The 21,424-nt window shown below is 72.3% G+C and carries 24 protein-coding genes and 1 pseudogene; 18 read left to right on the forward strand and 7 right to left on the reverse strand.

Annotation, left to right across the window (positions count from 1 at the left end; translation table 11 throughout):
- Window positions 1-292: 292 nt before the first annotated feature.
- The 4 genes from ybaK to ACSYGN_RS30800 all read right to left on the reverse strand — a co-directional run bounded on the left by ybaK (window position 293) and on the right by ACSYGN_RS30800 (window position 4,499).
- Window positions 293-799 carry a Cys-tRNA(Pro) deacylase gene (gene ybaK / locus ACSYGN_RS30785; protein ID WP_460401357.1) on the reverse strand — a complete coding sequence of 169 codons (507 nt, stop codon included), beginning with the start codon at window positions 797-799 and terminating at the stop codon, window positions 293-295.
- Window positions 800-819: 20 nt separating this feature from the next.
- Window positions 820-1,560, reverse strand: a complete 741-nt coding sequence (locus ACSYGN_RS30790; RefSeq protein ID WP_460401359.1) for an LON peptidase substrate-binding domain-containing protein — start codon at window positions 1,558-1,560, stop codon at window positions 820-822.
- 11 nt (window positions 1,561-1,571) lie between these two features.
- The gene (locus tag ACSYGN_RS30795; RefSeq protein ID WP_460401361.1) at window positions 1,572-2,630 is read right to left on the reverse strand and encodes a hypothetical protein; all 1,059 of its coding nucleotides are present in this window, start codon (window positions 2,628-2,630) and stop codon (window positions 1,572-1,574) included.
- A gap of 294 nt (window positions 2,631-2,924) precedes the next feature.
- Window positions 2,925-4,499: an oxidoreductase gene (locus ACSYGN_RS30800; protein ID WP_460401363.1), complete on the reverse strand. Its 1,575-nt coding sequence runs from the start codon at window positions 4,497-4,499 to the stop codon at window positions 2,925-2,927.
- Window positions 4,500-4,838: 339 nt separating this feature from the next.
- On the opposite strand from ACSYGN_RS30800, the gene hisD reads away from it, so the two are divergent.
- The 8 genes from hisD (at window position 4,839) to hisF (ending at window position 10,675) form a co-directional block, all read left to right on the forward strand.
- On the forward strand, window positions 4,839-6,164 hold the full coding sequence (hisD, locus tag ACSYGN_RS30805) for a histidinol dehydrogenase (RefSeq protein ID WP_460401365.1): 1,326 nt from the start codon (window positions 4,839-4,841) through the stop codon (window positions 6,162-6,164).
- Window positions 6,161-7,321 carry a histidinol-phosphate transaminase gene (locus ACSYGN_RS30810; protein WP_460401367.1) on the forward strand — a complete coding sequence of 387 codons (1,161 nt, stop codon included), beginning with the start codon at window positions 6,161-6,163 and terminating at the stop codon, window positions 7,319-7,321. Before hisD ends, ACSYGN_RS30810 begins: the two co-directional genes overlap by 4 nt.
- Window positions 7,318-7,911, forward strand: a complete 594-nt coding sequence (hisB, locus tag ACSYGN_RS30815) for an imidazoleglycerol-phosphate dehydratase HisB (protein ID WP_460401369.1) — start codon at window positions 7,318-7,320, stop codon at window positions 7,909-7,911. The genes ACSYGN_RS30810 and hisB overlap by 4 nt, the downstream gene beginning before the upstream one ends.
- Window positions 7,908-8,072, forward strand: a complete 165-nt coding sequence (locus tag ACSYGN_RS30820; RefSeq protein WP_460401371.1) for a hypothetical protein — start codon at window positions 7,908-7,910, stop codon at window positions 8,070-8,072. Before hisB ends, ACSYGN_RS30820 begins: the two co-directional genes overlap by 4 nt.
- Window positions 8,063-8,719, forward strand: coding sequence for an imidazole glycerol phosphate synthase subunit HisH (gene hisH, locus ACSYGN_RS30825; protein ID WP_460401373.1), 657 nt, complete (start codon window positions 8,063-8,065; stop codon window positions 8,717-8,719). The genes ACSYGN_RS30820 and hisH overlap by 10 nt, the downstream gene beginning before the upstream one ends.
- Entirely contained in the window at window positions 8,719-9,447 is a 729-nt protein-coding gene (gene priA / locus ACSYGN_RS30830) for a bifunctional 1-(5-phosphoribosyl)-5-((5-phosphoribosylamino)methylideneamino)imidazole-4-carboxamide isomerase/phosphoribosylanthranilate isomerase PriA (protein WP_460401375.1), read from the forward strand. Before hisH ends, priA begins: the two co-directional genes overlap by 1 nt.
- On the forward strand, window positions 9,444-9,836 hold the full coding sequence (locus tag ACSYGN_RS30835) for a RidA family protein (RefSeq protein WP_460401377.1): 393 nt from the start codon (window positions 9,444-9,446) through the stop codon (window positions 9,834-9,836). Before priA ends, ACSYGN_RS30835 begins: the two co-directional genes overlap by 4 nt.
- Window positions 9,837-9,919: 83 nt before the next feature.
- On the forward strand, window positions 9,920-10,675 hold the full coding sequence (gene hisF / locus ACSYGN_RS30840; protein WP_460401379.1) for an imidazole glycerol phosphate synthase subunit HisF: 756 nt from the start codon (window positions 9,920-9,922) through the stop codon (window positions 10,673-10,675).
- Window positions 10,676-10,722: 47 nt separating this feature from the next.
- On the opposite strand, the gene ACSYGN_RS30845 is transcribed toward hisF, so the two are convergent.
- Together ACSYGN_RS30845 and ACSYGN_RS30850 are read right to left on the reverse strand one after the other, a co-directional pair.
- Entirely contained in the window at window positions 10,723-11,121 is a 399-nt protein-coding gene (locus ACSYGN_RS30845; protein ID WP_460401381.1) for a VOC family protein, read from the reverse strand.
- A gap of 23 nt (window positions 11,122-11,144) precedes the next feature.
- A complete protein-coding gene (locus ACSYGN_RS30850; RefSeq protein ID WP_460401383.1) occupies window positions 11,145-11,780 on the reverse strand; it encodes a TIGR03085 family metal-binding protein in 636 nt (211 codons plus the stop codon).
- Window positions 11,781-11,862: 82 nt separating this feature from the next.
- Here ACSYGN_RS30850 and hisI point away from each other — a divergent pair, with 82 nt between their 5' ends.
- The 3 genes from hisI to ACSYGN_RS30865 are packed head-to-tail and all read left to right on the forward strand — an operon-like array spanning window position 11,863 to window position 14,568.
- Window positions 11,863-12,360 (forward strand): phosphoribosyl-AMP cyclohydrolase, encoded by a 498-nt coding sequence (gene hisI / locus ACSYGN_RS30855; RefSeq protein ID WP_460401385.1) that lies wholly within the window; start codon window positions 11,863-11,865, stop codon window positions 12,358-12,360.
- Window positions 12,361-12,371: 11 nt separating this feature from the next.
- Window positions 12,372-13,868 carry an anthranilate synthase component I gene (locus tag ACSYGN_RS30860; RefSeq protein WP_460401387.1) on the forward strand — a complete coding sequence of 499 codons (1,497 nt, stop codon included), beginning with the start codon at window positions 12,372-12,374 and terminating at the stop codon, window positions 13,866-13,868.
- Window positions 13,869-13,917: 49 nt separating this feature from the next.
- Window positions 13,918-14,568, forward strand: coding sequence for a TIGR02234 family membrane protein (locus tag ACSYGN_RS30865; RefSeq protein WP_460401389.1), 651 nt, complete (start codon window positions 13,918-13,920; stop codon window positions 14,566-14,568).
- A 19-nt stretch (window positions 14,569-14,587) separates the two neighbouring features.
- Here the strand turns inward: ACSYGN_RS30865 and ACSYGN_RS30870 are convergent.
- Window positions 14,588-15,573, reverse strand: a pseudogene (locus tag ACSYGN_RS30870) (IS5 family transposase).
- Window positions 15,574-15,969: 396 nt separating this feature from the next.
- On the opposite strand from ACSYGN_RS30870, the gene ACSYGN_RS30875 reads away from it, so the two are divergent.
- The 7 genes from ACSYGN_RS30875 to ACSYGN_RS30905 all read left to right on the forward strand — a co-directional run bounded on the left by ACSYGN_RS30875 (window position 15,970) and on the right by ACSYGN_RS30905 (window position 21,359).
- Window positions 15,970-16,239: an HGxxPAAW family protein gene (locus ACSYGN_RS30875; protein WP_460401391.1), complete on the forward strand. Its 270-nt coding sequence runs from the start codon at window positions 15,970-15,972 to the stop codon at window positions 16,237-16,239.
- Window positions 16,240-16,335: 96 nt separating this feature from the next.
- Window positions 16,336-16,821: a DUF2752 domain-containing protein gene (locus ACSYGN_RS30880; RefSeq protein ID WP_460403843.1), complete on the forward strand. Its 486-nt coding sequence runs from the start codon at window positions 16,336-16,338 to the stop codon at window positions 16,819-16,821.
- Between the two features lie 185 nt (window positions 16,822-17,006).
- Window positions 17,007-17,816, forward strand: coding sequence for an indole-3-glycerol phosphate synthase TrpC (gene trpC, locus ACSYGN_RS30885; protein WP_460401393.1), 810 nt, complete (start codon window positions 17,007-17,009; stop codon window positions 17,814-17,816).
- 218 nt (window positions 17,817-18,034) lie between these two features.
- Window positions 18,035-18,226 (forward strand): tryptophan biosynthesis modulator TrpM, encoded by a 192-nt coding sequence (gene trpM / locus ACSYGN_RS30890; RefSeq protein WP_460401395.1) that lies wholly within the window; start codon window positions 18,035-18,037, stop codon window positions 18,224-18,226.
- A gap of 100 nt (window positions 18,227-18,326) precedes the next feature.
- Window positions 18,327-19,619: a tryptophan synthase subunit beta gene (trpB, locus tag ACSYGN_RS30895; protein ID WP_460401397.1), complete on the forward strand. Its 1,293-nt coding sequence runs from the start codon at window positions 18,327-18,329 to the stop codon at window positions 19,617-19,619.
- Window positions 19,616-20,434, forward strand: coding sequence for a tryptophan synthase subunit alpha (gene trpA / locus ACSYGN_RS30900; RefSeq protein WP_460401399.1), 819 nt, complete (start codon window positions 19,616-19,618; stop codon window positions 20,432-20,434). The genes trpB and trpA overlap by 4 nt, the downstream gene beginning before the upstream one ends.
- Before the next feature lie 148 nt (window positions 20,435-20,582).
- Window positions 20,583-21,359, forward strand: a complete 777-nt coding sequence (locus tag ACSYGN_RS30905; protein WP_460401401.1) for a DsbA family protein — start codon at window positions 20,583-20,585, stop codon at window positions 21,357-21,359.
- Window positions 21,360-21,424: the final 65 nt, after the last annotated feature.

Here is a 21,424-nt window from a genome sequence, read left to right on the forward strand (position 1 = left end):
CCGTACCCCCTGGCCGGGAAGCGGTGGTGTTTCACCCTGCCGGCGTCCGCGGGCGCCCGGGCGTCTGCACCCTGTGCCCGCGCCCTGTGCCCGTCGTGCCGAGTGGGTCGGCCCGAAGGCCAGGCCCCCGACCCCGCCCCCGCAGACAATCCGCGCGACGTGCCCGGTGCTGCCCGTCCTCGCCTTGCCGCACCGCACCCCTCACCCGTCGCTGCACGTGCCCTACGGCCCGGGCGGCCACCCGCCACCCGTCACCCGGTGCCGTACCCGTCGCCGCCCCCGCCCGGAGTCGCTACGGCCGGCCGATCGGCGCCAGGACCGCCTCCGTCAGGGTGGCCAGCGTGGCGGGGGAGAGCTCCACCTCCAGACCGCGGCGGCCTGCCGAGACACAGATCGTCGGGTGGGCGGACGCCGAGTCGTCGAGGACCGTCGGGAGTTTCTTGCGCTGGCCGAGCGGGGAGATGCCGCCGCGGACGTAGCCGGTGGTGCGCTCGGCGAGCGCCGGGTCCGCCATCGCGGCACGCTTGCCGCCCACCGCCGACGCCAGGGCCTTCAGATCGAGCTGGCCCGCCACCGGCACCACGGCGACCGTCAGGGTGCCGTCGACCTCCGCCACCAGCGTCTTGAAGACCCTCTCCGGCGACACGCCCATCGCCTCGGCGGCCTCCTCGCCGTAGGACGGATGCGAGGGGTCGTGGTCGTAGGAGTGGACCGTGTACTCCGCGCCCGCCGCCGTCAGTGCCACCGTCGCGGGCGTGCCGCCCTGCTGGTGCTGCTGCTTCTTCGTCTTCTTCGCCATGTACCGCTTCCAGATGTCCGTCAGTTGAGGCTCGTCGGGCCACGCGTCAGATCCGACGCGGGCAGCGACGGCAGACTACGGATCACCGCCGTCTCGGAGCGAAGGAGTTTCAGCTCGTCACGCAGCCGCGACGCGGTGTCGGGGGACTGGAGCAGCCGCTGCTTGGTCGGTGTGTCGAGCATCATCGCCGCAGCCACCAGGTACGACACCACGGACGGCTCGTCCGGCAGCTCCGCGGACGTCGGCGCCGACCGCTCCCGCGCCCCCGCCAGCCGCCGCTGGTACTGCCTGAAGGCCCGCAGAACCCCTTCCGCCAGCGCCCCCGCCTCGTCGCCGGGCTGCTCCGTGAGCTCCTCCAGCTCGCCCGTCAGAAACGCCCCGGACGCGTCCACGGACAGCAGCCGCACCCGCGTCGTACCGGTCGCCAGCACCTCGAACGTGCCGTCGGACCGCTCCCGGATCGTCGCCGCGTCCGCCACACAGCCCACGCCGTGGAACGCCTTGACCGGATCGGTGCCGAAACCGGCCGCGGGCCCGCGCTGCGGCAGCGCCGTCGGGTCCGGCATACCGGGCCCGCTCGGCGCCACCTCGTGGCCGTCGCGGATCGCCACGACGGCGAACCGGCGCGGCTCCTCCTCGGGCGTCTTCAGCAGCGACCGCAGCATGGCGCGATAGCGCTCCTCGAAGACGTTCAGCGGCAGCACGAGCCCCGGGAACAGCACCGTGTTCAGCGGGAAGAGCGGGAGACGGACAGTGGTCACGGCGCAAAAGCCTAATGGTGGCCGGAGCCGGTACGACCAGTACGCCCGCGGCGGACCCTCCCAGGGCCCCTCGAAGGCCCCGCGGACACCGCCGCCCGCACCGCCTCGCGCACCTCGTCCCGCACCTCCAGGAGGCGGCCCAGCGGATCGTCCGACAGCCGTCCCCACGGGAACGAGGTGACGTACGGGCCGATCAGGCCCAGCTGGACCAGGGCGTCCTCGTGGCGCTCCAGCCGTACCAGCACGTACGCCAGCGTGTTGCGGATCTCGGCGGGCCACGCGTCGCCCGCCGGGAAGCGCGCGGAGAACGCGACCGCCCGGTCCGCCGCCGCGTCCAGCCGGGCTCTCGGCAGCCCGTCGCCGTCGCCGTCGGTCAGACAGGCGAACGCCGCGCGCGCGGGCAGTGCCTGGAGCAGCGAGGCGTGCGGCGCATCCTGCGCGGCACGGTCGGCGAAGTCGAAGCACTCGCGGTGCGAGCCGCGCCACGAGGCGGCCAGATAGCGCAGCGCCGCCACATGGCAGCCGTAGTGGTGCGGAGCGCGCCGTACCGCCGCCTCCCACAGCTCGCCGAAGTACGTGTGCCCGGCCCGCGCCCCGCGCGCGTGGTCCAGCGCCAGCCGCCACGGCACCGGGTCGCGCGCGTCCAGCTGCGCCGCCACCGTGATCAGCGGGCTCACCGCGCGCAGCAGCTCGGCCCGGCCGGGCGACGGCCAGGCGCGGTCCACCGCCAGCTGGGCCCCGACCAGCAGCCCGTCGGGGTCGTGCGGCTCCGCGGTGCGCCAGCTGTCGAACCACTCGCCCCGCGACCGCGCGAACCCCGCCAGCCGCTCCACACAGCGGTCGCGGACCTCCCACTCGGCGGCGGCGCGGGTGGCGGCAAGCAGGGCGGCGGCGGGTTCGTACTCGCCTCGTCCGGCGGCCACGAGGACGGGGCCGAGGCGGGCGTCGGGTGCGTCGAGGAACACGTCGTCGTCGGCGGCGGTGGCGGGTGCGGCGGCGGTGCGTGCATGGGGGGTTCTGATCCGTGACGCTCGGATGAAGGGGGGCAGCAGAGCCATGGTGTCGACCATTGAAAGACCGCAGGTCGGGGGAGCGCCAGTGGGCATTCGCAGGTGCCGGAAAGTTGTACGGGCTCGGGTCAAGGGCGGGTAAAAAGTGTCCGTCCGGTAGCTGTCGGTGAGCTGTGCGGGCGCTCTGTGCGGGTGCGCAGTCCGCTTGTCCGGCTGCGGTACGTCCGTCCCCCACGACGCCTCTCAGCGGGTTCCGGTGCCCCCTGGCGGGCCCCCCCGGCGCCGGCGGGTCTCGCCGCGCCCACGACGATCCTGCGCGCCCCGTTACGCCCCGGAGGAACCGGGCGGGGGGCCTCAGCCGCGCCGCAGCAGCCGGGTCGCACCCGCCGCCACCGTCGTCGCCAGGATCCAGCCCATGAGGATGAGCACCACGGACAGCCACTCCCAGCCGCCGCGCAGCTGCCACTCGTCGGCCTGGCGCAGGTCGATGACCGGCAGCAGCAGGTCGAGCGTGTAGAGGGTCGGGTTCCACGGCGGATGCCCGGACCCGGCCGGCGGGTGCGCGGCGTGCGCGAAGGCGACCGAGCCCGCCGCCCACAGCACCGCCATCCACACGGCGGCCCGGCCCGGACGGTAGCCGTAGGCGACCGTGAGGTCCTGCGCGTACCCCCACAGCTTCCCGGCGAGCGGCAGGCTCTCGCGCCGGCGGCGCTGCTTGGCGAGCAGCACCTCGCGCGCGTCCTCGTCCTCGCCGGCGGCCCGCAGCACGGTGGCGAGCCGTTCGTAGGGCTCGGGGTTGTACTCGGCGGTCGCGGCGGCCACCCAGTCCAGCCGCTCCGCCAGCGGGAACGGGCCCTGCGGCACGAGGTTCTCGTACGAGAATCCGCCCATGTGCAGATTGCCGGGCCCCGGCCAGGCGCTGGCCCGGTCGACCAGATTGACGATCCGTGCCCCCGACAGCACGACTTTCCCGCGCTGCGGGCGCTCGCTCAGGAACCGTAACTCGGGTGTCTGCACGCGCCGCAGTGACAGCTCCTGGACGTCGGTGAAGTCGAACCGGGCCCGCTGGAGGTCGACGGCGTCGCCGAACCGCCCGTCGTCCAGCCGTACCCCGCCCCGGGACTCGAAGCGCTGCACGCGGGTGCCCTGCGCCGGTGTGGTGCCGCTCTGCCACGGCGACCCGAAGCCGGCCGGGGTGAGGTAGAGCGACCGCTCCACGGTGAGCTGGGGGGCGTTCAGGGCGAGCCGTCCCTGCGGGTTGAACAGTTGCGCGCCCCGCAGACTCAGCGACACGCCGACCTTGGCGCTGCGCAGGCTCAGCTCGCCGTGCGACTCCAGCAGCTCGGCCTGGAGGTCCTGGCCGACGCTCAGACCGTCGGCGGCGATGGAGCGGCCGGTGCGGTCGCGGTGAACGATGGCCTGGTTGAGCATCAGGTCGGTGCCGATGTGCGCGTCGGTGAGCCGGACGCCGTTGTGGAAGCGGCAGCGCGGCAGATGCAGGTCGCCCTCGGTGTGGACGCGTGCCGCCTCCAGCCGCGGCACCGAGCAGTTCACCAGCCGCAGCGTCGCGAACCGGGCCTCCGGGACCAGCACGTCCTGCTCGAACCGGCAGCTCCTCAGCTCGACGTACGTCGCCACCGTGCCGCCCGCCACGTCCAGCGAGCCCGCGATCCGCACGCCGACCAGCTTCAGCGAGGACACCCGGCCCGCGAGCGCGGGCGGCCCGTCGAGCAGCAGCCAGGCGACGATGCGCGCCCGTACGCTCCGCTCGGGGCCCCAGGGGTGTCCGCCGTGCGGATCGTCCACGGCGACGTCCCCGCTGCTCAGGTCGTACACGCTGCCGTTGCGGAACGCCTGCCACATCCCGGTCTCGACGGCGGTGAGATCATCCGGCGGCTCCCCGGCCCGAAGCCCGGCCCCCTCGGTCACGGCGTTCCCTTCCTTCCCTCTGCGGCCAGTCTCCTGAGACGGTCCGTGACGCCTGTCTGCCTGTGATGCCCGTGGAGCGCCGCCCGGAACATAGACGTGAAGCCGATCTTCCGGGTTCCACCCACCCCACCACCGCAATCCAGCCACACCCGGGCTGCCCGGCCACGCCCGGGCGCCGGGGCCGCCCTGGCACGCCCGGGTGCTGGGGCCGCACTCGGCTGCCTGGCCGGGCGACGTCCGCGGTCGGGCCTGCCGATGTCCGGTGGTGAGTCGCCGGCTGCGTATCAATCACTGAAACAGGCGCACGGCGTCCGAGCCGGGTCTGAGAGAATTGAGCCCGTGATCTCCCGAATCGATCTGCGCGGCGACGCCCTTCCCGAGGGCCCCGCCCTGCGCGACATTTTGCCCCGAGCCGAGTTCGACGTTCAGGCCGCCCTGGAGAAGGTGCGTCCGATCTGCGAAGCCGTGCATCATCGGGGCGACGCGGCGCTGATCGACTTCGCCGAAAAGTTCGACGGGGTGCGGCTGGAGTCCGTGAGGGTCCCCGCCGAGGCGATCGCCGGGGCGCTGGACGAGCTGGACCCGGCCGTGCGCGCGGCCCTGGAGGAGTCCATCCGCCGCGCCAGGCTGGTGCACCGCGCCCAGCGCCGTACGGCTCACACCACGCAGGTCGTGCCCGGCGGCACGGTCACCGAGAAGTGGATCCCGGTCGAGCGCGTCGGGCTGTACGCGCCCGGCGGGCGGTCGGTCTACCCGTCGTCCGTGGTGATGAACGTGGTCCCGGCGCAGGAGGCCGGGGTCGGGTCCGTCGCGCTCGCCTCCCCGGCGCAGGCCGCCACCGGAGGACTGCCGCACCCCACGATCCTCGCCGCCTGCGCGCTGCTCGGCGTGGACGAGGTGTATGCGGCGGGCGGAGCCACCGCCGTCGCGATGTTCGCGTACGGCACCGAGTCCTGCCCGCCCGCCGACATGGTCACCGGCCCCGGCAACATCTGGGTCGCCGCCGCCAAGCGCTACTTCACCGGGAAGATCGGCATCGACACCGAGGCCGGCCCCACCGAGATCGCGGTCCTCGCGGACGACACCGCCGACCCGGTGCATGTCGCCGCCGACCTGATCAGCCAGGCCGAGCACGACCCGCTGGCGGCGGCCGTGCTGGTCACCGACTCAGACGAGCTCGCCGACGCCGTGGAGAAGGAGCTGGCGCCGCAGGTCGAGGCGACCAAGCACATCGAGGACCGGATCGTCCCGGCCCTCGCGGGCCGGCAGTCCGCGATCGTGCTCGTCGACGGCATCGACGAGGGGCTGCGGGTCGTCGACTCCTACGGCGCGGAGCACCTGGAGATCCAGACGGCGGACGCGGCGGCGGTGGCCGAACGGGTGAAGAACGCGGGCGCGATCTTCGTCGGCCCCTGGGCGCCCGTCTCGCTCGGCGACTATGCGGCGGGCTCCAACCACGTCCTCCCCACCGGCGGCTGCGCCTGCCACTCCTCGGGGTTGTCCGTGCAGTCGTTCCTGCGCGGTGTCCACATCGTCGACTACACCAAGGACGCGCTGGCCGAGGTCGCGCACCACGTGGTCACGCTGGCGGAGGCGGAGGATCTGCCCGCGCACGGCGCGGCGATCAAGGCGAGGTTCGGCTGGAAGGTGCCTGAGAGCAAGTGAGCTTCTCCATCGACGATCTGCCCGTACGGGACGAACTGCGCGGCAAGTCCCCCTACGGCGCTCCCCAGTTGGACGTGCCGGTACGGCTGAACACCAACGAGAACCCCTACCCGCTGCCCGAGCCGCTGGTCGAGCGGATCGCCGAGCGGGTGCGTGACACGGCCCGGCATCTCAACCGCTACCCGGACCGGGACGCCGTAGAGCTGCGCACCCAGCTGGCCAAGTACCTGACGGACACGGCCGGTCACCCGGTCGGCCTGGAGAACGTCTGGGCGGCCAACGGCTCCAACGAGGTCATCCAGCAGCTGCTCCAGACCTTCGGCGGCCCCGGCCGTACCGCGCTGGGCTTCGAGCCGTCGTACTCGATGCACAGCCTCATCGCGCGCGGCACCGGCACCCGGTGGCTGTCCGCCCCGCGGGGCGAGGACTTCACCATCGACCCCGTGGCGGCGCGGGAGTTCGTCCTGGAGCACCGGCCGGACGTCATCTTCCTCACCACCCCCAACAACCCCACCGGCAACGCGGTCCCGCCCCAGTTCGTCCGCGGCCTCTACGAGGCGGCGCAGCAGGCGAAGCCGTCGATGCTGATCGTGGACGAGGCGTACGCGGAGTTCAGCCACAGCACCTCCGCGCTGCCCCTGCTGGAGGGCCGCCCGAACTACGTCGTCACCCGCACCATGTCGAAGGCGTTCGGCGCCGCCGGGCTCCGGCTCGGCTACTTCGCCGCGCACCCGGCCGTCGTGGACGCCGTCCAGCTGGTCAGGCTGCCGTACCACCTGTCCGCCGTCACCCAGGCGACCGCGCTGGCCGCGCTGGAGCACACCGGCACCCTGCTCGGGTATGTCGAGCAGCTGAAGTCGGAGCGCGACCGGCTGGTCGACGAGCTGCGCGGGATGGGCTTCGACGTCACGCCGTCCGACGCCAACTTCGTGCAGTTCGGGCGGTTCGCCGACCCGCACCAGGCGTGGCAGCGGCTGCTCGACCGGGGCGTCCTGGTCCGCGACAACGGGGTGCCCGGGCGGCTGCGGGTGTCCGCGGGGACGCCCGAGGAGAACGACGCGTTCCTCGCCGCGGCGCGCGACCTGAAGGACCTGCTCGTCCCCGCCACCGGGACTCTCCCAACCCCTCTCCCAACCACCGAGGAGCACAGCGCATGAGCCGCGTCGGACGCGTGGAGCGGGTCACCAAGGAGACCTCCGTCCTCGTCGAGATCGACCTCGACGGCAGCGGAAGGACCGACGTCTCGACAGGCGTCGGCTTCTACGACCACATGCTCGACCAGCTCGGCCGGCACGGCCTGTTCGACCTCACGGTGAAGACCGAGGGCGATCTGCACATCGACTCGCACCACACCATCGAGGACACCGCCCTCGCCCTCGGCGCCGCCTTCAAGCAGGCCCTCGGCGACAAGGTCGGCATCTACCGCTTCGGCAACTGCACGGTCCCGCTGGACGAGTCCCTCGCCCAGGTCACCGTCGACCTCTCCGGCCGCCCCTACCTCGTGCACACCGAGCCCGAGAACATGGCGCCGATGATCGGCGAGTACGACACCACGATGACCCGGCACATCCTGGAGTCCTTCGTCGCCCAGGCCCAGATCGCCCTGCACGTCCATGTGCCCTACGGGCGCAACGCGCACCACATCGTGGAGTGCCAGTTCAAGGCGCTGGCCCGGGCCCTGCGCTACGCCAGCGAGCGGGACCCGCGCGCGGCCGGCATCCTCCCCTCCACGAAGGGCGCGCTGTGAACAGCACCTCGACCCTGCTGATCCTCGTCGGGCTGTTCTTCGTCGGCGGGATCATCTCCTTCGTGAAGCAGAAGATGCCGGTGAGCCTCATCGTGCTGCTGTCCCTCGCCGCCGGGCTGTGCCTGATCGCGGGCGTCATGCGCCTGGAGGTGTGGAATTGAGCGCCTCCGGGAGCGCCAAGAGCGTCGTCGTCTTCGACTACGGCTTCGGGAACGTCCGCTCCGCCGAACGGGCCCTCGCGCGCGCGGGCGCCGATGTCGAGATCACCCGTGACTTCGACAAGGCGATGAACGCGGACGGGCTGCTGGTGCCCGGCGTCGGCGCCTTCGCCGCCTGTATGAACGGGCTGCGCGAGGCGCGCGGCGACTGGATCGTGGACCGCCGACTGGCCGGAGGGCGGCCCGTGCTCGGCATCTGCGTCGGCATGCAGATCCTGTTCGCGCGCGGCATCGAGCACGGGGTGGAGACCGAGGGCCTGGCCGAGTGGCCCGGCTCCGTCGAGCCGCTCAAGGCCGACATCGTGCCCCACATGGGCTGGAACACCGTACGGCCCCCGCAGGACAGCGAACTGTTCGCCGGACTCGACAGCGACGCCCGCTTCTACTTCGTGCACTCCTACGCCGTCCACCACTGGGACCTGGAGCTGCACAACCCCTCGATGCGCGCCCCCGGGGTCACCTGGGCGACGCACGGTGAGCCGTTCGTCGCGGCCGTCGAGAACGCCGCGCTGTGGGCCACCCAGTTCCACCCCGAGAAGTCCGGCGACGCCGGAGCCCAGCTGCTGAACAACTGGATCGGAACCCTCTGATGGCTGCGAAGCTCGAACTCCTCCCCGCCGTCGACGTCCGCGACGGCCAGGCCGTCCGCCTCGTGCACGGCGAGTCCGGGACGGAGACCTCGTACGGCTCTCCCCTGGAGGCCGCCCTCGCCTGGCAGCGCTCCGGCGCCGAATGGCTGCACCTGGTCGACCTCGACGCCGCGTTCGGCACCGGCGACAACCGGGCACTGATCGCCGAGGTCACCCGCGCCATGGACATCAAGGTCGAGCTGTCCGGCGGCATCCGCGACGACGCCTCCCTGGCCGCCGCCCTCGCCACCGGCTGCACCCGCGTCAACCTCGGCACCGCCGCCCTGGAGACCCCCGAGTGGGTCGCCGAGGTCATCGCGCAGCACGGCGACAAGATCGCCGTAGGGCTCGACGTACGCGGCACCACCCTGCGCGGACGCGGCTGGACCCGCGACGGCGGCGACCTCTACGAGACGCTGGAGCGCCTCGACAAGGAGGGCTGCGCCCGCTACGTCGTCACCGACATCGCCAAGGACGGCACCCTTCAGGGCCCCAACCTGGACCTGCTGAAGAACGTGTGCGCAGCCACCGACCGCCCGGTGGTTGCCTCCGGCGGTGTGTCCTCCCTCGCCGACCTGCGCGCCATCGCCGGACTGGTGCCTCTCGGTGTCGAAGGCGCCATTGTCGGGAAGGCCCTGTACGCGAAGGCGTTCACCCTGGAAGAAGCACTGGAGGAAGTGTCGCCATGACGTCCGAAGCCGTACGGCGGGTGCAGAGCGGAAGTCCCTGGGAAGAGCCTTTCGGCTACGCACGCGCCGTGGCGGCGGGGGACCGTGTGCTGGTTTCGGGCACCACCGCCTTCCGGGGCCGCGTGCTGTACGGGGAGGGCGACCCCTACGAGCAGGCCAAGGTGGCCTTCACCAGCGCGGTCGAGGCGATCGGCGAGTTCGGCCTGGACATCGCGTCCGTGGTCCGCACCCGAATGTTCCTGACCCATGCACGGGACGTCGACGAGGTGGGCCGCGCCCACAAGGAGCTGTTCGGCGCCGTGCGCCCGGCCTCGACCCTGCTGGTCGTGGCGGGCTTCGTCGACCCGCGCATCCTGGTCGAAGTGGAACTGGAAGCCTTCCGGGGCTAGAGATGGGCTAGAGACAAGCTTTTGCAAGCTTTTGTGAAGTGCGTGAAGTGCGTGAAGTACGTTTTCGAAGGAGCCGTGGATTCATGACCCTGGCGGTCCGAGTCATCCCCTGCCTGGACGTGGACGGCGGCCGGGTCGTCAAGGGCGTCAATTTCCAGAACCTGCGCGACGCGGGCGACCCCGTCGAGATGGCCAAGGTCTACGACGCCGAGGGCGCCGACGAGCTGACCTTCCTGGACATCACCGCGTCCTCCGGCGACCGCGAGACCACCTACGACGTGGTCCGCCGCACCGCCGAACAGGTCTTCATCCCGCTCACCGTCGGCGGCGGCGTCCGCACCGCGGAGGACGTCGACAAGCTGCTGCGCGCGGGCGCCGACAAGGTCGGCGTCAACACGGCCGCGATCGCCCGCCCGGACCTGATCCGCGAGATCGCCGAACGCTTCGGCCGCCAGGTGCTCGTCCTGTCGGTCGACGCGCGCCGCACCCCGTCCGGCTCCTTCGAGGTCACCACCCACGGCGGCCGCCGCGGCACCGGCATCGACGCGATCGAATGGGCCCACCGGGCCGCCGACCTCGGCGCGGGCGAGATCCTCCTCAACTCCATGGACGCCGACGGCACCAAGGACGGCTACGACCTGGAGATGATCGCCGCGGTCCGCAAACACGTCACGGTCCCCCTGATCGCCTCGGGTGGCGCAGGCACCCTGGCCGACTTCCCCCCGGCCGTCTTTGCCGGCGCGGACGCCGTCCTGGCCGCCTCGGTCTTCCACTTCGGCGACCTCCGCATCGGCGAGGTCAAGCAGGCCCTGCGCGAGGCGGGCCACCCGGTCCGGTGACGCTGCGCCGAGCCCGGGCCCGGTCGCTTCCCTGGCGGGGCGCCGGCTCAGGTCTTCGGCTGTACCAGTTGGATAAGGTTGCCCACCGTGTCGTCCAGGACGGCCGCGATCATCGGGCCCTGTTCGCGGGGTTCCTGGGTGAAGTGCACGCCCAGGCCGGTCAGGCGTTCGTACTCCGATGCGATGTCGTCCACCGAGAAGACGATGCACGGCAGCCCCGCCGCCCGCAGCGCCGTGCGGTACGGCTCCGCGATCGGCCCCTGACCGGGTTCCAGCAGCAGCTGGAGGTCGGGCTGGGCGCCCTCGGCCGCGCCGACCGTGACCAGGCGGGTGCCGCCGCCCAGATCCATGTCCAGCCGGGTCTCGAAGCCCAGGATGCCGGTGTAGAAGGCCTGCGCCTTCGTGACGTCGTCGACGAAGACGCTGGTCATCGCGACCTTGATCATGGGGAGCTCCTCGGGAGGGGGCTTCAGATGCCGAGCTGCTTCGCCGAGTGCAGCTTGTCGATCGCCTCCGCGTCGCCGTCCAGCTCGACCTTGGCGGCGCTCTGCCTGCCGTAGGCGAACAGCAGCAGCTCCGACGGCTCGCCGGTGACCGTGACGACCGGCGTTCCGCGGCGGCCGACCGCCGTCTGGCCGTTCGGGCGGCGCAGCACCACGCCCGTGGGGGCGCCCCGGACCATCAGCCTGGCGGCGCGCTCCAGACGGGACCACAACGCGTCCTGGAAGACCGGGTCCAGCTCGCGCGGCGCCCACTCCGGTCGGGCCCGGCGGACGTCCTCGGTGTGGACGTAGAACTCGATCGTGTTCGACATCTCGTCGACCTGCTTCAGATTGAACGGCGAGAAGCGCGGCGGGCCCGAGCGGATGAGCTGGACGAGCTCCTCGTACGGCTTCGCGGCGAACTCCGCCATCACCCGGTCCAGCCGGGAGGCGAGCTGCTTGATCAGGATGCCGCCCGCAGCATCCGGGCGGCGCTCGCGCACCACCACATGCGCGGCGAGATCGCGGGTCGTCCAGCCCTCGCAGAGGGTCGGGGCGTCCGGGCCCGCGGTTTCCAGGAGGTCGGCGAAGAGGAGCCGTTCACGCTGGGCAAAGGTCGACATACCGTCAGCCTACGACCACGTAACGGGTCCGCCCAGTGGACACGCGCCGGATGCGGCCCCGCCGGCGCGGCACAATGACCGCATGACCGGCATGCCCCAGCACAGCAGCCTCGATCCCCGGATCGCCGCGCGCCTCAAGCGCAGCCCCGACGGACTCGTCCCCGCGATCGCCCAGCAGTACGACACCGGTGAGGTGCTGATGCTCGGCTGGATGGACGACGAGGCGCTGCACCGCACGCTCACCACGGGACGCTGCACCTACTGGTCGCGCAGCCGCCGCGAGTACTGGGTCAAGGGCGACACCTCGGGCCACTTCCAGTGGGTCAGGTCCGTCGCCCTGGACTGCGACGGCGACACCCTGCTCGTCAAGGTCGACCAGGTCGGCGCCGCCTGCCACACCGGCGACCGCACCTGCTTCGACGCCGATGTGCTGCTGAAGGACGGCGATGCGCGGTCCGGGGGCGGCGGGGTGCGGAGCGCGGACGCCGGAGGGCGGGTCGAGGGCGGCGACGGGCGGTCCGCGGACGCGGGAGGACGGGCCGACGGCGCCGATTCGGGTCCTGCCGCCGCAGGTCAGTAAGGTCTGCCGCCATGGATCTCGAGACGTTCCGCAAGCTGGCCACCGACCGCCGGGTCATCCCGGTCACCCGCAAGCTCCTCGCCGACGGCGACACCCCGGTCGCGCTCTACCGCAAGCTCGCCGCCGAACGCCCCGGCACCTTCCTGCTGGAGTCCGCCGAGAACGGCCGCTCCTGGTCCCGCTACTCCTTCGTCGGCGTCCGCTCCGCCGCCACCCTCACCGAACGCGACGGCCAGGTCCACTGGCTCGGCACCCCGCCCGTCGGCGTCCCCGTGGACGGCGACCCGCTCGCCGCGCTGCGCGCCACCCTGGAGGCCCTCCACACCCCCCACCAGGAGGGCCTGCCGCCCTTCACCGGCGGCATGGTCGGCTACCTCGGCTACGACATCGTCCGCCGCCTGGAGAAGATCGGCCCCGGTGAACGCGACGACCTGAAGCTTCCCGAGCTGACCATGCTGCTCACCAGCGACCTCGCCGTCATGGACCACTGGGAGGGCTCGGTCCTGCTGATCGCCAACGCGATCAACCACAACGACCTCGACACCGGCGTCGACGAGGCCTACGCCGACGCCGTGGCCCGCCTGGACGTCATGGAGGCGGACCTCTCCCGCCCCGTCGCCCAGCCGGCCACCCAGCTGCCGCCCTCCGAACTGCCCGAGTACACCGCGCTCTGGGGCGGCCCCGACTTCCGGACGGCCGTCGAGGACATCAAGGAGCGCATCCGCTCGGGCGAGGCCTTCCAGGTCGTACCCTCGCAGCGCTTCGAGACCCCCTGCGCCGCGAGCGCGCTCGACGTCTACCGGGTGCTGCGCGCCACCAACCCGTCGCCCTACATGTACCTGTTCCGGTTCCCCCACGGGGACGGAGCGGCGTTCGACGTCGTCGGGTCGTCCCCCGAGGCCCTGGTGAAGGTCGAGGACGGGCGTGCCATGGTGCACCCCATCGCGGGCACCCGGCACCGCGGCGCCACCCCGCAGCAGGACCAGGCCCTCGCCGAGGAACTCCTCGCCGACCCCAAGGAACGCGCCGAGCACCTGATGCTCGTCGACCTCGGCCGCAACGACCTGGGCCGGGTCTGCGAGCCCGGCTCCGTCGAGGTCGTCGACTTCATGTCCGTCGAGCGGTACTCGCACGTCATGCACATCGTCTCCACGGTCACCGGCCGGGTGGCGCGGGGCCGTACCGCCTTCGACGTGCTGACCGCGTGCTTCCCCGCAGGCACCCTTTCGGGCGCGCCCAAACCCCGCGCGATGCAGATCATCGACGAGCTCGAACCCTCACGCCGCGGTCTGTACGGCGGCTGCGTCGGCTATCTCGACTTCGCGGGCGACTCCGACACCGCCATCGCCATCCGCACCGCCCTGCTGCGCGACGGCACAGCGTACGTACAGGCCGGGGCCGGGATCGTCGCCGACTCCGACCCGGTGGCGGAGGACACCGAGTGCCGCAACAAGGCGGCGGCAGTGCTGCGCGCGGTGCACACCGCCAACCGGCTGCCGTCGGTGTGACCGGCGCCGCCCCGCCCCGAGTCACGGTTCGCCCGGGGTTCAGGCGATAGTGGGGTACGTGACTGCTGTTCCTCACCCCCGTTCCGAGGCCGCGGCCCCTTCCGGTACCGCCCCTTCCGGCCGCCGCAGCCTCGCCGCCGCCCTGCTGCTCGGCGCCCTCGGCGCGGCCGTGGCCCTGCTGGCCAGCCGGCAGCGCTGGTCCCAGGGCACCGCGACGGTGGCCGGCGGCTCCTTCCCGCTCACCGCCAAGGGCAGCGACGTCACGGGCGTCCCCGCGGCCCTCGCCATAGTGGGCCTCGCCGCTCTCGTCGCCGTCTTCGCCGTCCGCCGCTCCGGACGCCTGCTGGTCGCCGGGCTCCTCGCCCTGTCCGGCGCGGGAATCGTCGCCGCCGCGCTGTACGGCGCGCGCGACAGCTCCGCGCTGGACGAGCAGGCGGCGAAGGCCACCGGCGACACCTCGGCCGCCGTGGACGCGCTCAGCCACACCGCGTGGCCCTACGCCGCGGCCGTCGGCGGCCTCCTGATCCTCCTCGCCGGCCTCCTCGCCCTGCGCTACGGCCGCCGGTGGCCCGCGATGTCCGCCCGCTACGAACGCGACGCCACACCCCGCCGCGCCCCGTCTACCGACCCCGGTCGCCCGGAGGACCTGTGGAAGGCCCTGGACCGCGGCGAGGACCCGACCGGTCCGGACCCGGTCTAGGTCCTGTCTGGAGTTCGGATCACGACTGCGGTGCGATGCTGCGGAGCCAGAGCATCGCACCGCACAGATGCAGTCCGGCCTCGTAGCTCTCCGGGGTCTTGTCGAAGCGGAACGCGATGCCTCGCCAGTTCCGCAGCCGGTTGATGCACCGCTCCACGGTGTTGCGCTCGGTGTACAAGGCCGCGTCGTGGCTGACCGGGCGACCGCCCTTCGAACCGCGCTTCTTCCGGTTGGCGGCCTGGTCCACCTTCTCCGGGATCACCGCCCGGATTCCACGACGCCGCAGGTAGCGGCGGTTACGGCGGCTGGAGTAAGCCTTGTCCGCGGCCACTGCGTCCGGTCGGGTCCGGGGACGCCCGACCGGCCCGCGCACCTTCACCCGCTCCAGGACCGGGACGAACTGCGGGCTGTCGCCGGCCTGTCCGGGGGTGAGCACAAACGCCAGCGGACGGCAGCGCCGGTCGGCCGCCAGGTGAATCTTGCTGGTCAGCCCTCCCCGGGAACGCCCCAGTTGTGCGGCCTTCAGACGGGCCCGGTGCCGTCGGCGGGCCCGTCGCCGCTCAGCGCCCGCGTCGTCCTCGCACTGTCCGTCCTGCGGCTGTTGTCCCTCCACGGCGCCCCCTTTTCGGACTCGGCGGCCGCTTCCAGGGCCGCCAACTGCTCGGGTTCCAGTGCCATCCCGGCGGCGTGGTGGTGCGCCCGTGCTGTCGCCGAGTCCACGCTGACCAGGCCCAGGTCCGCCTGACCCCGGTCAGCGGCCTCGGCGATCACCGCCTCCATCAGGTGCTGGAAGACGCCCTGCGTCGCCCAGATCCGGAAGCGGTCGTACGCGCTCTGCCAGGGCCCGAACTCGCTGGGCAGGTCGCGCCAGGGACTGCCCGTGCGGAACCGCCACATCACCGCGTTGAAGTGTTTCCGCAGGTCGGGGATGGGCCCGACTGCGGCGATCGGAAGGTGGGGCTCGATCAGGGCCCACTGCTCGTCGGTGAGATCGCCTCGCGCCATGGCCGATGGCCTATCAAGGAGGGACCCCATGACGCAGGCGATCTACCGAACTCGTGATCCGGACTCCAGACAGGACCTAGGAGGGAACAGGCACGGACCCGGCGTAAGTGGGCGTTACGCGGCCATCCGGGCGACGTCGATTGCAACTCCCCTAGGGGCGCGGGGAACTGCGCGACAAGCCACGACGCACCCGCACCCGACAACCACCGCAGCCGCAGGCACCCCGCACAGGGTCTTCCGGGTGCGGCTCGAGGGCCGGTGTGGGCAATCAGACGCGGGCCGAAAGGGGACCCCGCGCACGGGTACGTGGGGGCGTACGGGACAATAGGCGGCGAGTATCCGGCGGACGCCGGCTCAAGACACGTACGTCCCGTACACCGCATCGAGGAGCAAGTCATGGCGGGCAGCAGCCACGGACACGGACACACCCCGGCCGCGTGGACCGGTGTCATCATCGCCTTCATCGGGTTCTGCGTAGCGAGCGTGTTCATCGTCATGGCGCAACCCGTCGGCTTCTGGGTCGGCATCGGCCTCACCGTCTCCGGTGCCCTCGTCGGCGGCATCATGCGCCAGATGGGTCTCGGTCAGCCCAGGGACACCCACCTTTCGCCGCGGCCCGTGGCCGCCGTCACCGAGGTGCGCGAGCCGGTCGCCTCGGAGAGCTGAACCCGCGGGGGTGTGTCCGGGGCGGTCGGCACCGCTCCGGGGGCGCCCCTCACGCATGTCGGCGCCCCGCGCGCGTACGCGGTGCCACACGGCACAATACGAGGCGTGAACGCCGACGCCGACGGGGTCCTGGCCCCGAGGACCGCGAGGACCGCGCGCACCACGAGGAATACGCCCGAGGCCGGAACGGCTCTGGGGCGGCTGGCCGTGCCCGCCGGGCTGCTCGCCGCCGTCGCCGGGGCCTTCGCCTACGTCGGGACCGTCGACCCCAACCAGCCCGGCCACTACCCGCCGTGCCCGCTGTACCACTACACCGGCCTCTACTGCCCCGGCTGCGGCGGACTGCGCTGCGCACACGCGTTCGTCCGCGGGGACCTGGCGACGGCGCTCCAGGACAACGCCGTCGCCGTCGCCGGCTTCTTCGCCGCGGCCGTGCTGTGGACCGTCTGGGTGGTCCGGGCGGCACGCGGCAGGCCGACGCGGATGGAGCTGGGGCGGGGGCAGCTGTGGCTGATAGGGATCGTGGTGGCGCTGTTCACCGTGGTACGGAATCTGCCGTTCGGCGGCTGGCTGCACCCCTGACCGGCGGTCCGGTCCTGGTGAGGGGGCCCGGCGTCAACCGGATGCGAAGCATCCCCCTCGGTCCGGATACCATCGCAGTGTCGTAGTGCCCACCGATTTCCACCGCCGCGCTCACCGCAGCGGGCAGGTTCGGCGGAAACGCTCGACCGCTTGAACTGTCAACCGTCTGGAAGGGGGCCGCTCGCGTGAGTGTGCTCGACGAGATCATCGACGGAGTCCGTGCCGACCTCGCGGAGCGGCAGGCGCGCGTCAGCCTCGACGAGCTCAAGGAGCGCGCGGCGAAGGCTCCCAGCGCCAAGGACGGCGCCGCCGCTCTGCGCGGCGACGGCGTCAAGGTGATCTGCGAGGTCAAGCGGTCCAGCCCCTCCAAGGGTGCCCTGGCCGCGATCGCCGACCCCGCGGGCCTGGCCGCGGACTACGAGGCGGGCGGCGCGGCCGTCATCTCCGTGCTCACCGAGCAGCGTCGCTTCGGCGGCTCGCTGGCCGACCTGGAGTCGGTCCGGGCGCGGGTGGACATCCCCGTGCTGCGCAAGGACTTCATCGTCACGTCGTACCAGCTGTGGGAAGCCCGGGCGTACGGCGCCGACCTGGCGCTGCTGATCGTGGCGGCGCTGGAGCAGCCCGCGCTGGAGTCGCTCATCGAGCGTGCGGTGTCCATCGGGCTGACGCCGCTGGTCGAGGTGCACGACGAGGACGAGGTCGAGCGGGCGGTGGACGCGGGGGCCAAGGTCATCGGGGTCAACGCGCGGAATCTGAAGACGCTGAAGGTGGACCGCTCGACGTTCGACCGCGTCGCGCCGGAGATCCCGCCGGGGATCGTCAAGGTCGCGGAGTCGGGTGTGCGCGGGCCGCACGACCTCATCGCCTACGCGAACGCGGGCGCCGACGCGGTGCTGGTCGGGGAGTCCCTGGTCACCGGCCGAGACCCCCGCACGGCGGTCTCCGACCTGGTCGCAGCGGGCGCCCACCCGGCCCTCCGCCAGGACCGCGGCTGACCTGGCCGGTCGGGGGCGGGACCACTTACCGGTGCTGCCAGGGGCAAGGCCGATTGCCCGCAGGCTGCGGCACTTGCCAGCCGACGTGGCCTGCACCCCCCTAGGGGCGCGGGGCTGTATCGATATGCGGCTCCGCCGCGTGGGCGCGACGAGCCACGACGTGCCCGCACTCGAAAACGCTCCGTCCCCCGTCAGGGGCAACGGTAAACTCGACCCCGATGCTGATCACCACGACCGCCAGGAACCCCTACGCGCGTCTCGCCCGCGGCTGCCGCCCAAGGGGCTGCCGCGCGCCGGCAAGGCGTGTGCACGGGCGCCGGGTGCGGTACGTCATCGGTGACGAACCCGGTCAGGTGAACGGGATGCGATGGCCCGCGGCCCCGGCCGCGCCTCACGCCACGCACCGGTGACGACCCCACACGGCTGACGCCGTCGCGGGGCGTCGGCGCGCGCCGACACGTCGACCCCATCCCACCGCACCCGGGGCCGCGCGCCCCAGCGAGGTACCGCATGTCCAGCGACTTCTTCATCCCCGACCCAGAGGGTCGGATCCCGAGCACCGAGGGCTACTTCGGCGCGTTCGGCGGCAAGTTCATCCCGGAGGCCCTCGTCGCCGCCGTGGACGAGGTGGCCGTCGAGTACGAGAAGGCGAAGCACGACCCCGAGTTCGCCCGAGAGCTCGACGATCTGCTCGTGAACTACACCGGCCGCCCCAGCGCCCTCACGGAGGTGCCCCGTTTCGCGGAGCACGCCGGCGGCGCCCGGATGTTCCTCAAGCGCGAGGACCTCAACCACACCGGCTCCCACAAGATCAACAACGTGCTCGGCCAGGCCCTCCTGACCCGGCGGATGGGCAAGACCCGCGTCATCGCGGAGACCGGCGCGGGCCAGCACGGCGTCGCCACGGCCACCGCCTGTGCGCTGTTCGGCCTGGAGTGCACCATCTACATGGGCGAGATCGACACCCGCCGCCAGGCCCTGAACGTGGCCCGGATGCGGATGCTCGGCGCCGAGGTCGTGTCCGTGAAGTCCGGCAGCCGCACCCTGAAGGACGCCATCAACGAGGCGTTCCGCGACTGGGTCGCCAATGTCGACCACACCCACTACCTGTTCGGCACCGTAGCGGGCCCGCACCCCTTCCCCGCCATGGTCCGCGACTTCCACCGGGTGATCGGCGTGGAGGCCAGGCGGCAGCTCCTGGAGCGCGCCGGACGGCTCCCGGACGCCGCCGTCGCCTGCGTGGGCGGCGGCTCCAACGCCATCGGCCTGTTCCACGCGTTCATCCCCGACACCGGCGTCCGCCTCATCGGCTGCGAGCCCGCGGGCCACGGCATCGAGACCGGCGAGCACGCGGCCACCCTCACCGCCGGTGAGCCCGGCATCCTGCACGGCTCCCGGTCGTACGTCCTCCAGGACGAGGAGGGCCAGATCACCGAGCCGTACTCGATCTCGGCCGGTCTGGACTACCCGGGCATCGGCCCCGAGCACTCCTACCTCAAGGAGAGCGGCCGCGGCGAGTACCGCGCGATCACCGACGACGCCGCGATGCAGGCACTGCGTCTGCTGTCGCGCACCGAGGGCATCATCCCGGCGATCGAGAGCGCCCACGCGCTCGCCGGTGCCCTGGAGGTCGGCAGGGAACTCGGCGAGGACGGGCTGATCGTGATCAACCTGTCCGGCCGCGGCGACAAGGACATGGACACCGCCGCCCGCTACTTCGGCCTCTACGACAACGGCGTGGACGCCGAGGTCGCCGCCGACGCGGACAGCGACACCGCCGAGATCGAGGGGGACGCCAAGTGAGCGGGAACATCCGGCTGCTGACCGACACCCTGGCCGCCGCGAAGGCGGAGGGACGCGCGGCGCTGATCGCCTATCTCCCGGCCGGCTTCCCGACCGTCGAGGGCGGCATCGAGGCGGTCAAGGCCGTCCTGGACTCCGGCGCCGACGTCGTCGAGGTGGGTCTGCCGCACAGCGACCCGGTGCTCGACGGCCCGGTCATCCAGACCGCGGACGACATCGCCCTGCGCGGCGGCGTCAAGATCGCGGACGTGATGCGCACGGTCCGGGAGGCGTACATCGCGACCGGCAGGCCCGTGCTCGTGATGACGTACTGGAACCCCATCGACCGCTACGGCGTCGAGCGGTTCACCGCCGAACTCGCGGAGGCGGGCGGCGCGGGCTGCATCCTGCCCGACCTGCCGGTGCAGGAGTCCGCGCTGTGGAGGGAACACGCCGAGAAGCACGGCCTCGCGACGGTCTTCGTCGTGGCGCCCAGCAGCAAGGATGAGCGGCTCGCCGAGATCACCGCGGCGGGCAGCGGCTTCGTCTACGCCGCCTCGCTGATGGGTGTCACCGGCACCCGTGAGTCGGTCGGCGCGCAGGCCCAGAACCTGGTCGGGCGCACCCGGGCCACCGGCAGCGATCTCGCCGTCTGTGTCGGACTCGGCGTCTCGAACGCGGCGCAGGCCGCCGAGGTGGCCGCCTTCGCCGACGGGGTGATTGTCGGATCCGCGTTCGTCAAGCGGATGCTGGACGCGCCGGACCAGGCGGCCGGTCTTGAGGCTGTCCGCAGCCTCGCGGGCGAACTGGCGAAGGGCGTGCGCCGGCAGGCGTAGCCGCGCACCACCGGCGTTCAGGGGCGTCCACGGGCGTCCACGAGCGTGAGCAGTGATGTCCGGCGATGTCCGGCGTTGTCCGGTCACTCGAACGGGTGGAGCTGGGGCCGGGGAGGCGCATTGCGCCTCCCCGGGTCGTTCTCCGGGTGTGAGCGAGAAGAACCGAGACGGAAAGCGGAACGCCAGGGACCGGCTGGCGCTCCAGCGCGAGAAACAGCAGGCCACCGAGCGGCGGCGGCGCACTCTGATCGTGAGCGCGACCGTGCTCTGCGTCCTGGCCTTGGCCGCGGTCATCGGCGTCATCGCCGCGAACTCGGGCAAGGGGAGCGGCAAGGCCGCCACGGGCCCGGTGGTGGCGCCGTCGGGGGCCCAGGGCAAGGACAGCCTTGCCATCCCGGTCGGCAAGGACGGCGCCAAGTCCGTGCTCACGGTGTGGGAGGACTTCCGCTGCCCGGCCTGCCAGGCGTTCGAGACGGCGTACCGGCCGACGCTCCGCGAGCTGACCGACGCCGGGAAGCTGAGAGTCGAGTACCACCTGGTCACGCTGATCGACGGCAACCTCGGCGGCAGCGGCTCCCGGCACGCGGCCAACGCCGCGGCCTGCGCACAGGACGCCGGAAAGTTCCGTGACTACCACGACGTGCTGTACGAGAATCAGCCCAAGGAGACCGACGACGCGTTCGCCGACGACAGCAGACTGATCGAACTGGCGGGCAAGGTCCCCGGCCTCGGCACCCCCGCCTTCCGCGCCTGCGTCGAGAACGGTACGCACAACAGCTGGGTGGCGAAGTCCCACAAGGCGTTCCAGACCGGCAAATTCACCGGTACCCCGACCGTGCTGCTCGACGGGAAGAACATCTACCAGGACCAGACCATGACCCCGGCCAAGCTGAAGCAGATGGTGGAGGAAACCGCCAGGAAGTAAGCGTTTCTCACGCCCCCGTTATGGACCCGTAGCCGGGCTTCACGACGAGTGCCCTGCCCGGCACG

It is taken from the genome of Streptomyces sp. YIM S03343 (genome assembly GCF_054729195.1).

Excerpts from the sequence above, each read along its gene's own strand:
- ACSYGN_RS30850 (WP_460401383.1), bottom strand. The coding sequence starts at position 11,780 with ATGTCGACCTTTGCCCAGCGTGAACGGCTCCTCTTCGCCGACCTCCTG.
- hisI (WP_460401385.1), top strand. The coding sequence starts at position 11,863 with ATGACCGGCATGCCCCAGCACAGCAGCCTCGATCCCCGGATCGCCGCG.
- ACSYGN_RS30845 (WP_460401381.1), bottom strand. The coding sequence starts at position 11,121 with ATGATCAAGGTCGCGATGACCAGCGTCTTCGTCGACGACGTCACGAAG.
- ACSYGN_RS30860 (WP_460401387.1), top strand. The coding sequence starts at position 12,372 with ATGGATCTCGAGACGTTCCGCAAGCTGGCCACCGACCGCCGGGTCATC.
- trpM (WP_460401395.1), top strand. The coding sequence starts at position 18,035 with ATGCTGATCACCACGACCGCCAGGAACCCCTACGCGCGTCTCGCCCGC.
- ACSYGN_RS30835 (WP_460401377.1), top strand. The coding sequence starts at position 9,444 with ATGACGTCCGAAGCCGTACGGCGGGTGCAGAGCGGAAGTCCCTGGGAA.
- ybaK (WP_460401357.1), bottom strand. The coding sequence starts at position 799 with ATGGCGAAGAAGACGAAGAAGCAGCAGCACCAGCAGGGCGGCACGCCC.
- priA (WP_460401375.1), top strand. The coding sequence starts at position 8,719 with ATGGCTGCGAAGCTCGAACTCCTCCCCGCCGTCGACGTCCGCGACGGC.
- trpB (WP_460401397.1), top strand. The coding sequence starts at position 18,327 with ATGTCCAGCGACTTCTTCATCCCCGACCCAGAGGGTCGGATCCCGAGC.
- ACSYGN_RS30875 (WP_460401391.1), top strand. The coding sequence starts at position 15,970 with ATGGCGGGCAGCAGCCACGGACACGGACACACCCCGGCCGCGTGGACC.
- hisF (WP_460401379.1), top strand. The coding sequence starts at position 9,920 with ATGACCCTGGCGGTCCGAGTCATCCCCTGCCTGGACGTGGACGGCGGC.
- ACSYGN_RS30795 (WP_460401361.1), bottom strand. The coding sequence starts at position 2,630 with ATGGTCGACACCATGGCTCTGCTGCCCCCCTTCATCCGAGCGTCACGG.
- hisB (WP_460401369.1), top strand. The coding sequence starts at position 7,318 with ATGAGCCGCGTCGGACGCGTGGAGCGGGTCACCAAGGAGACCTCCGTC.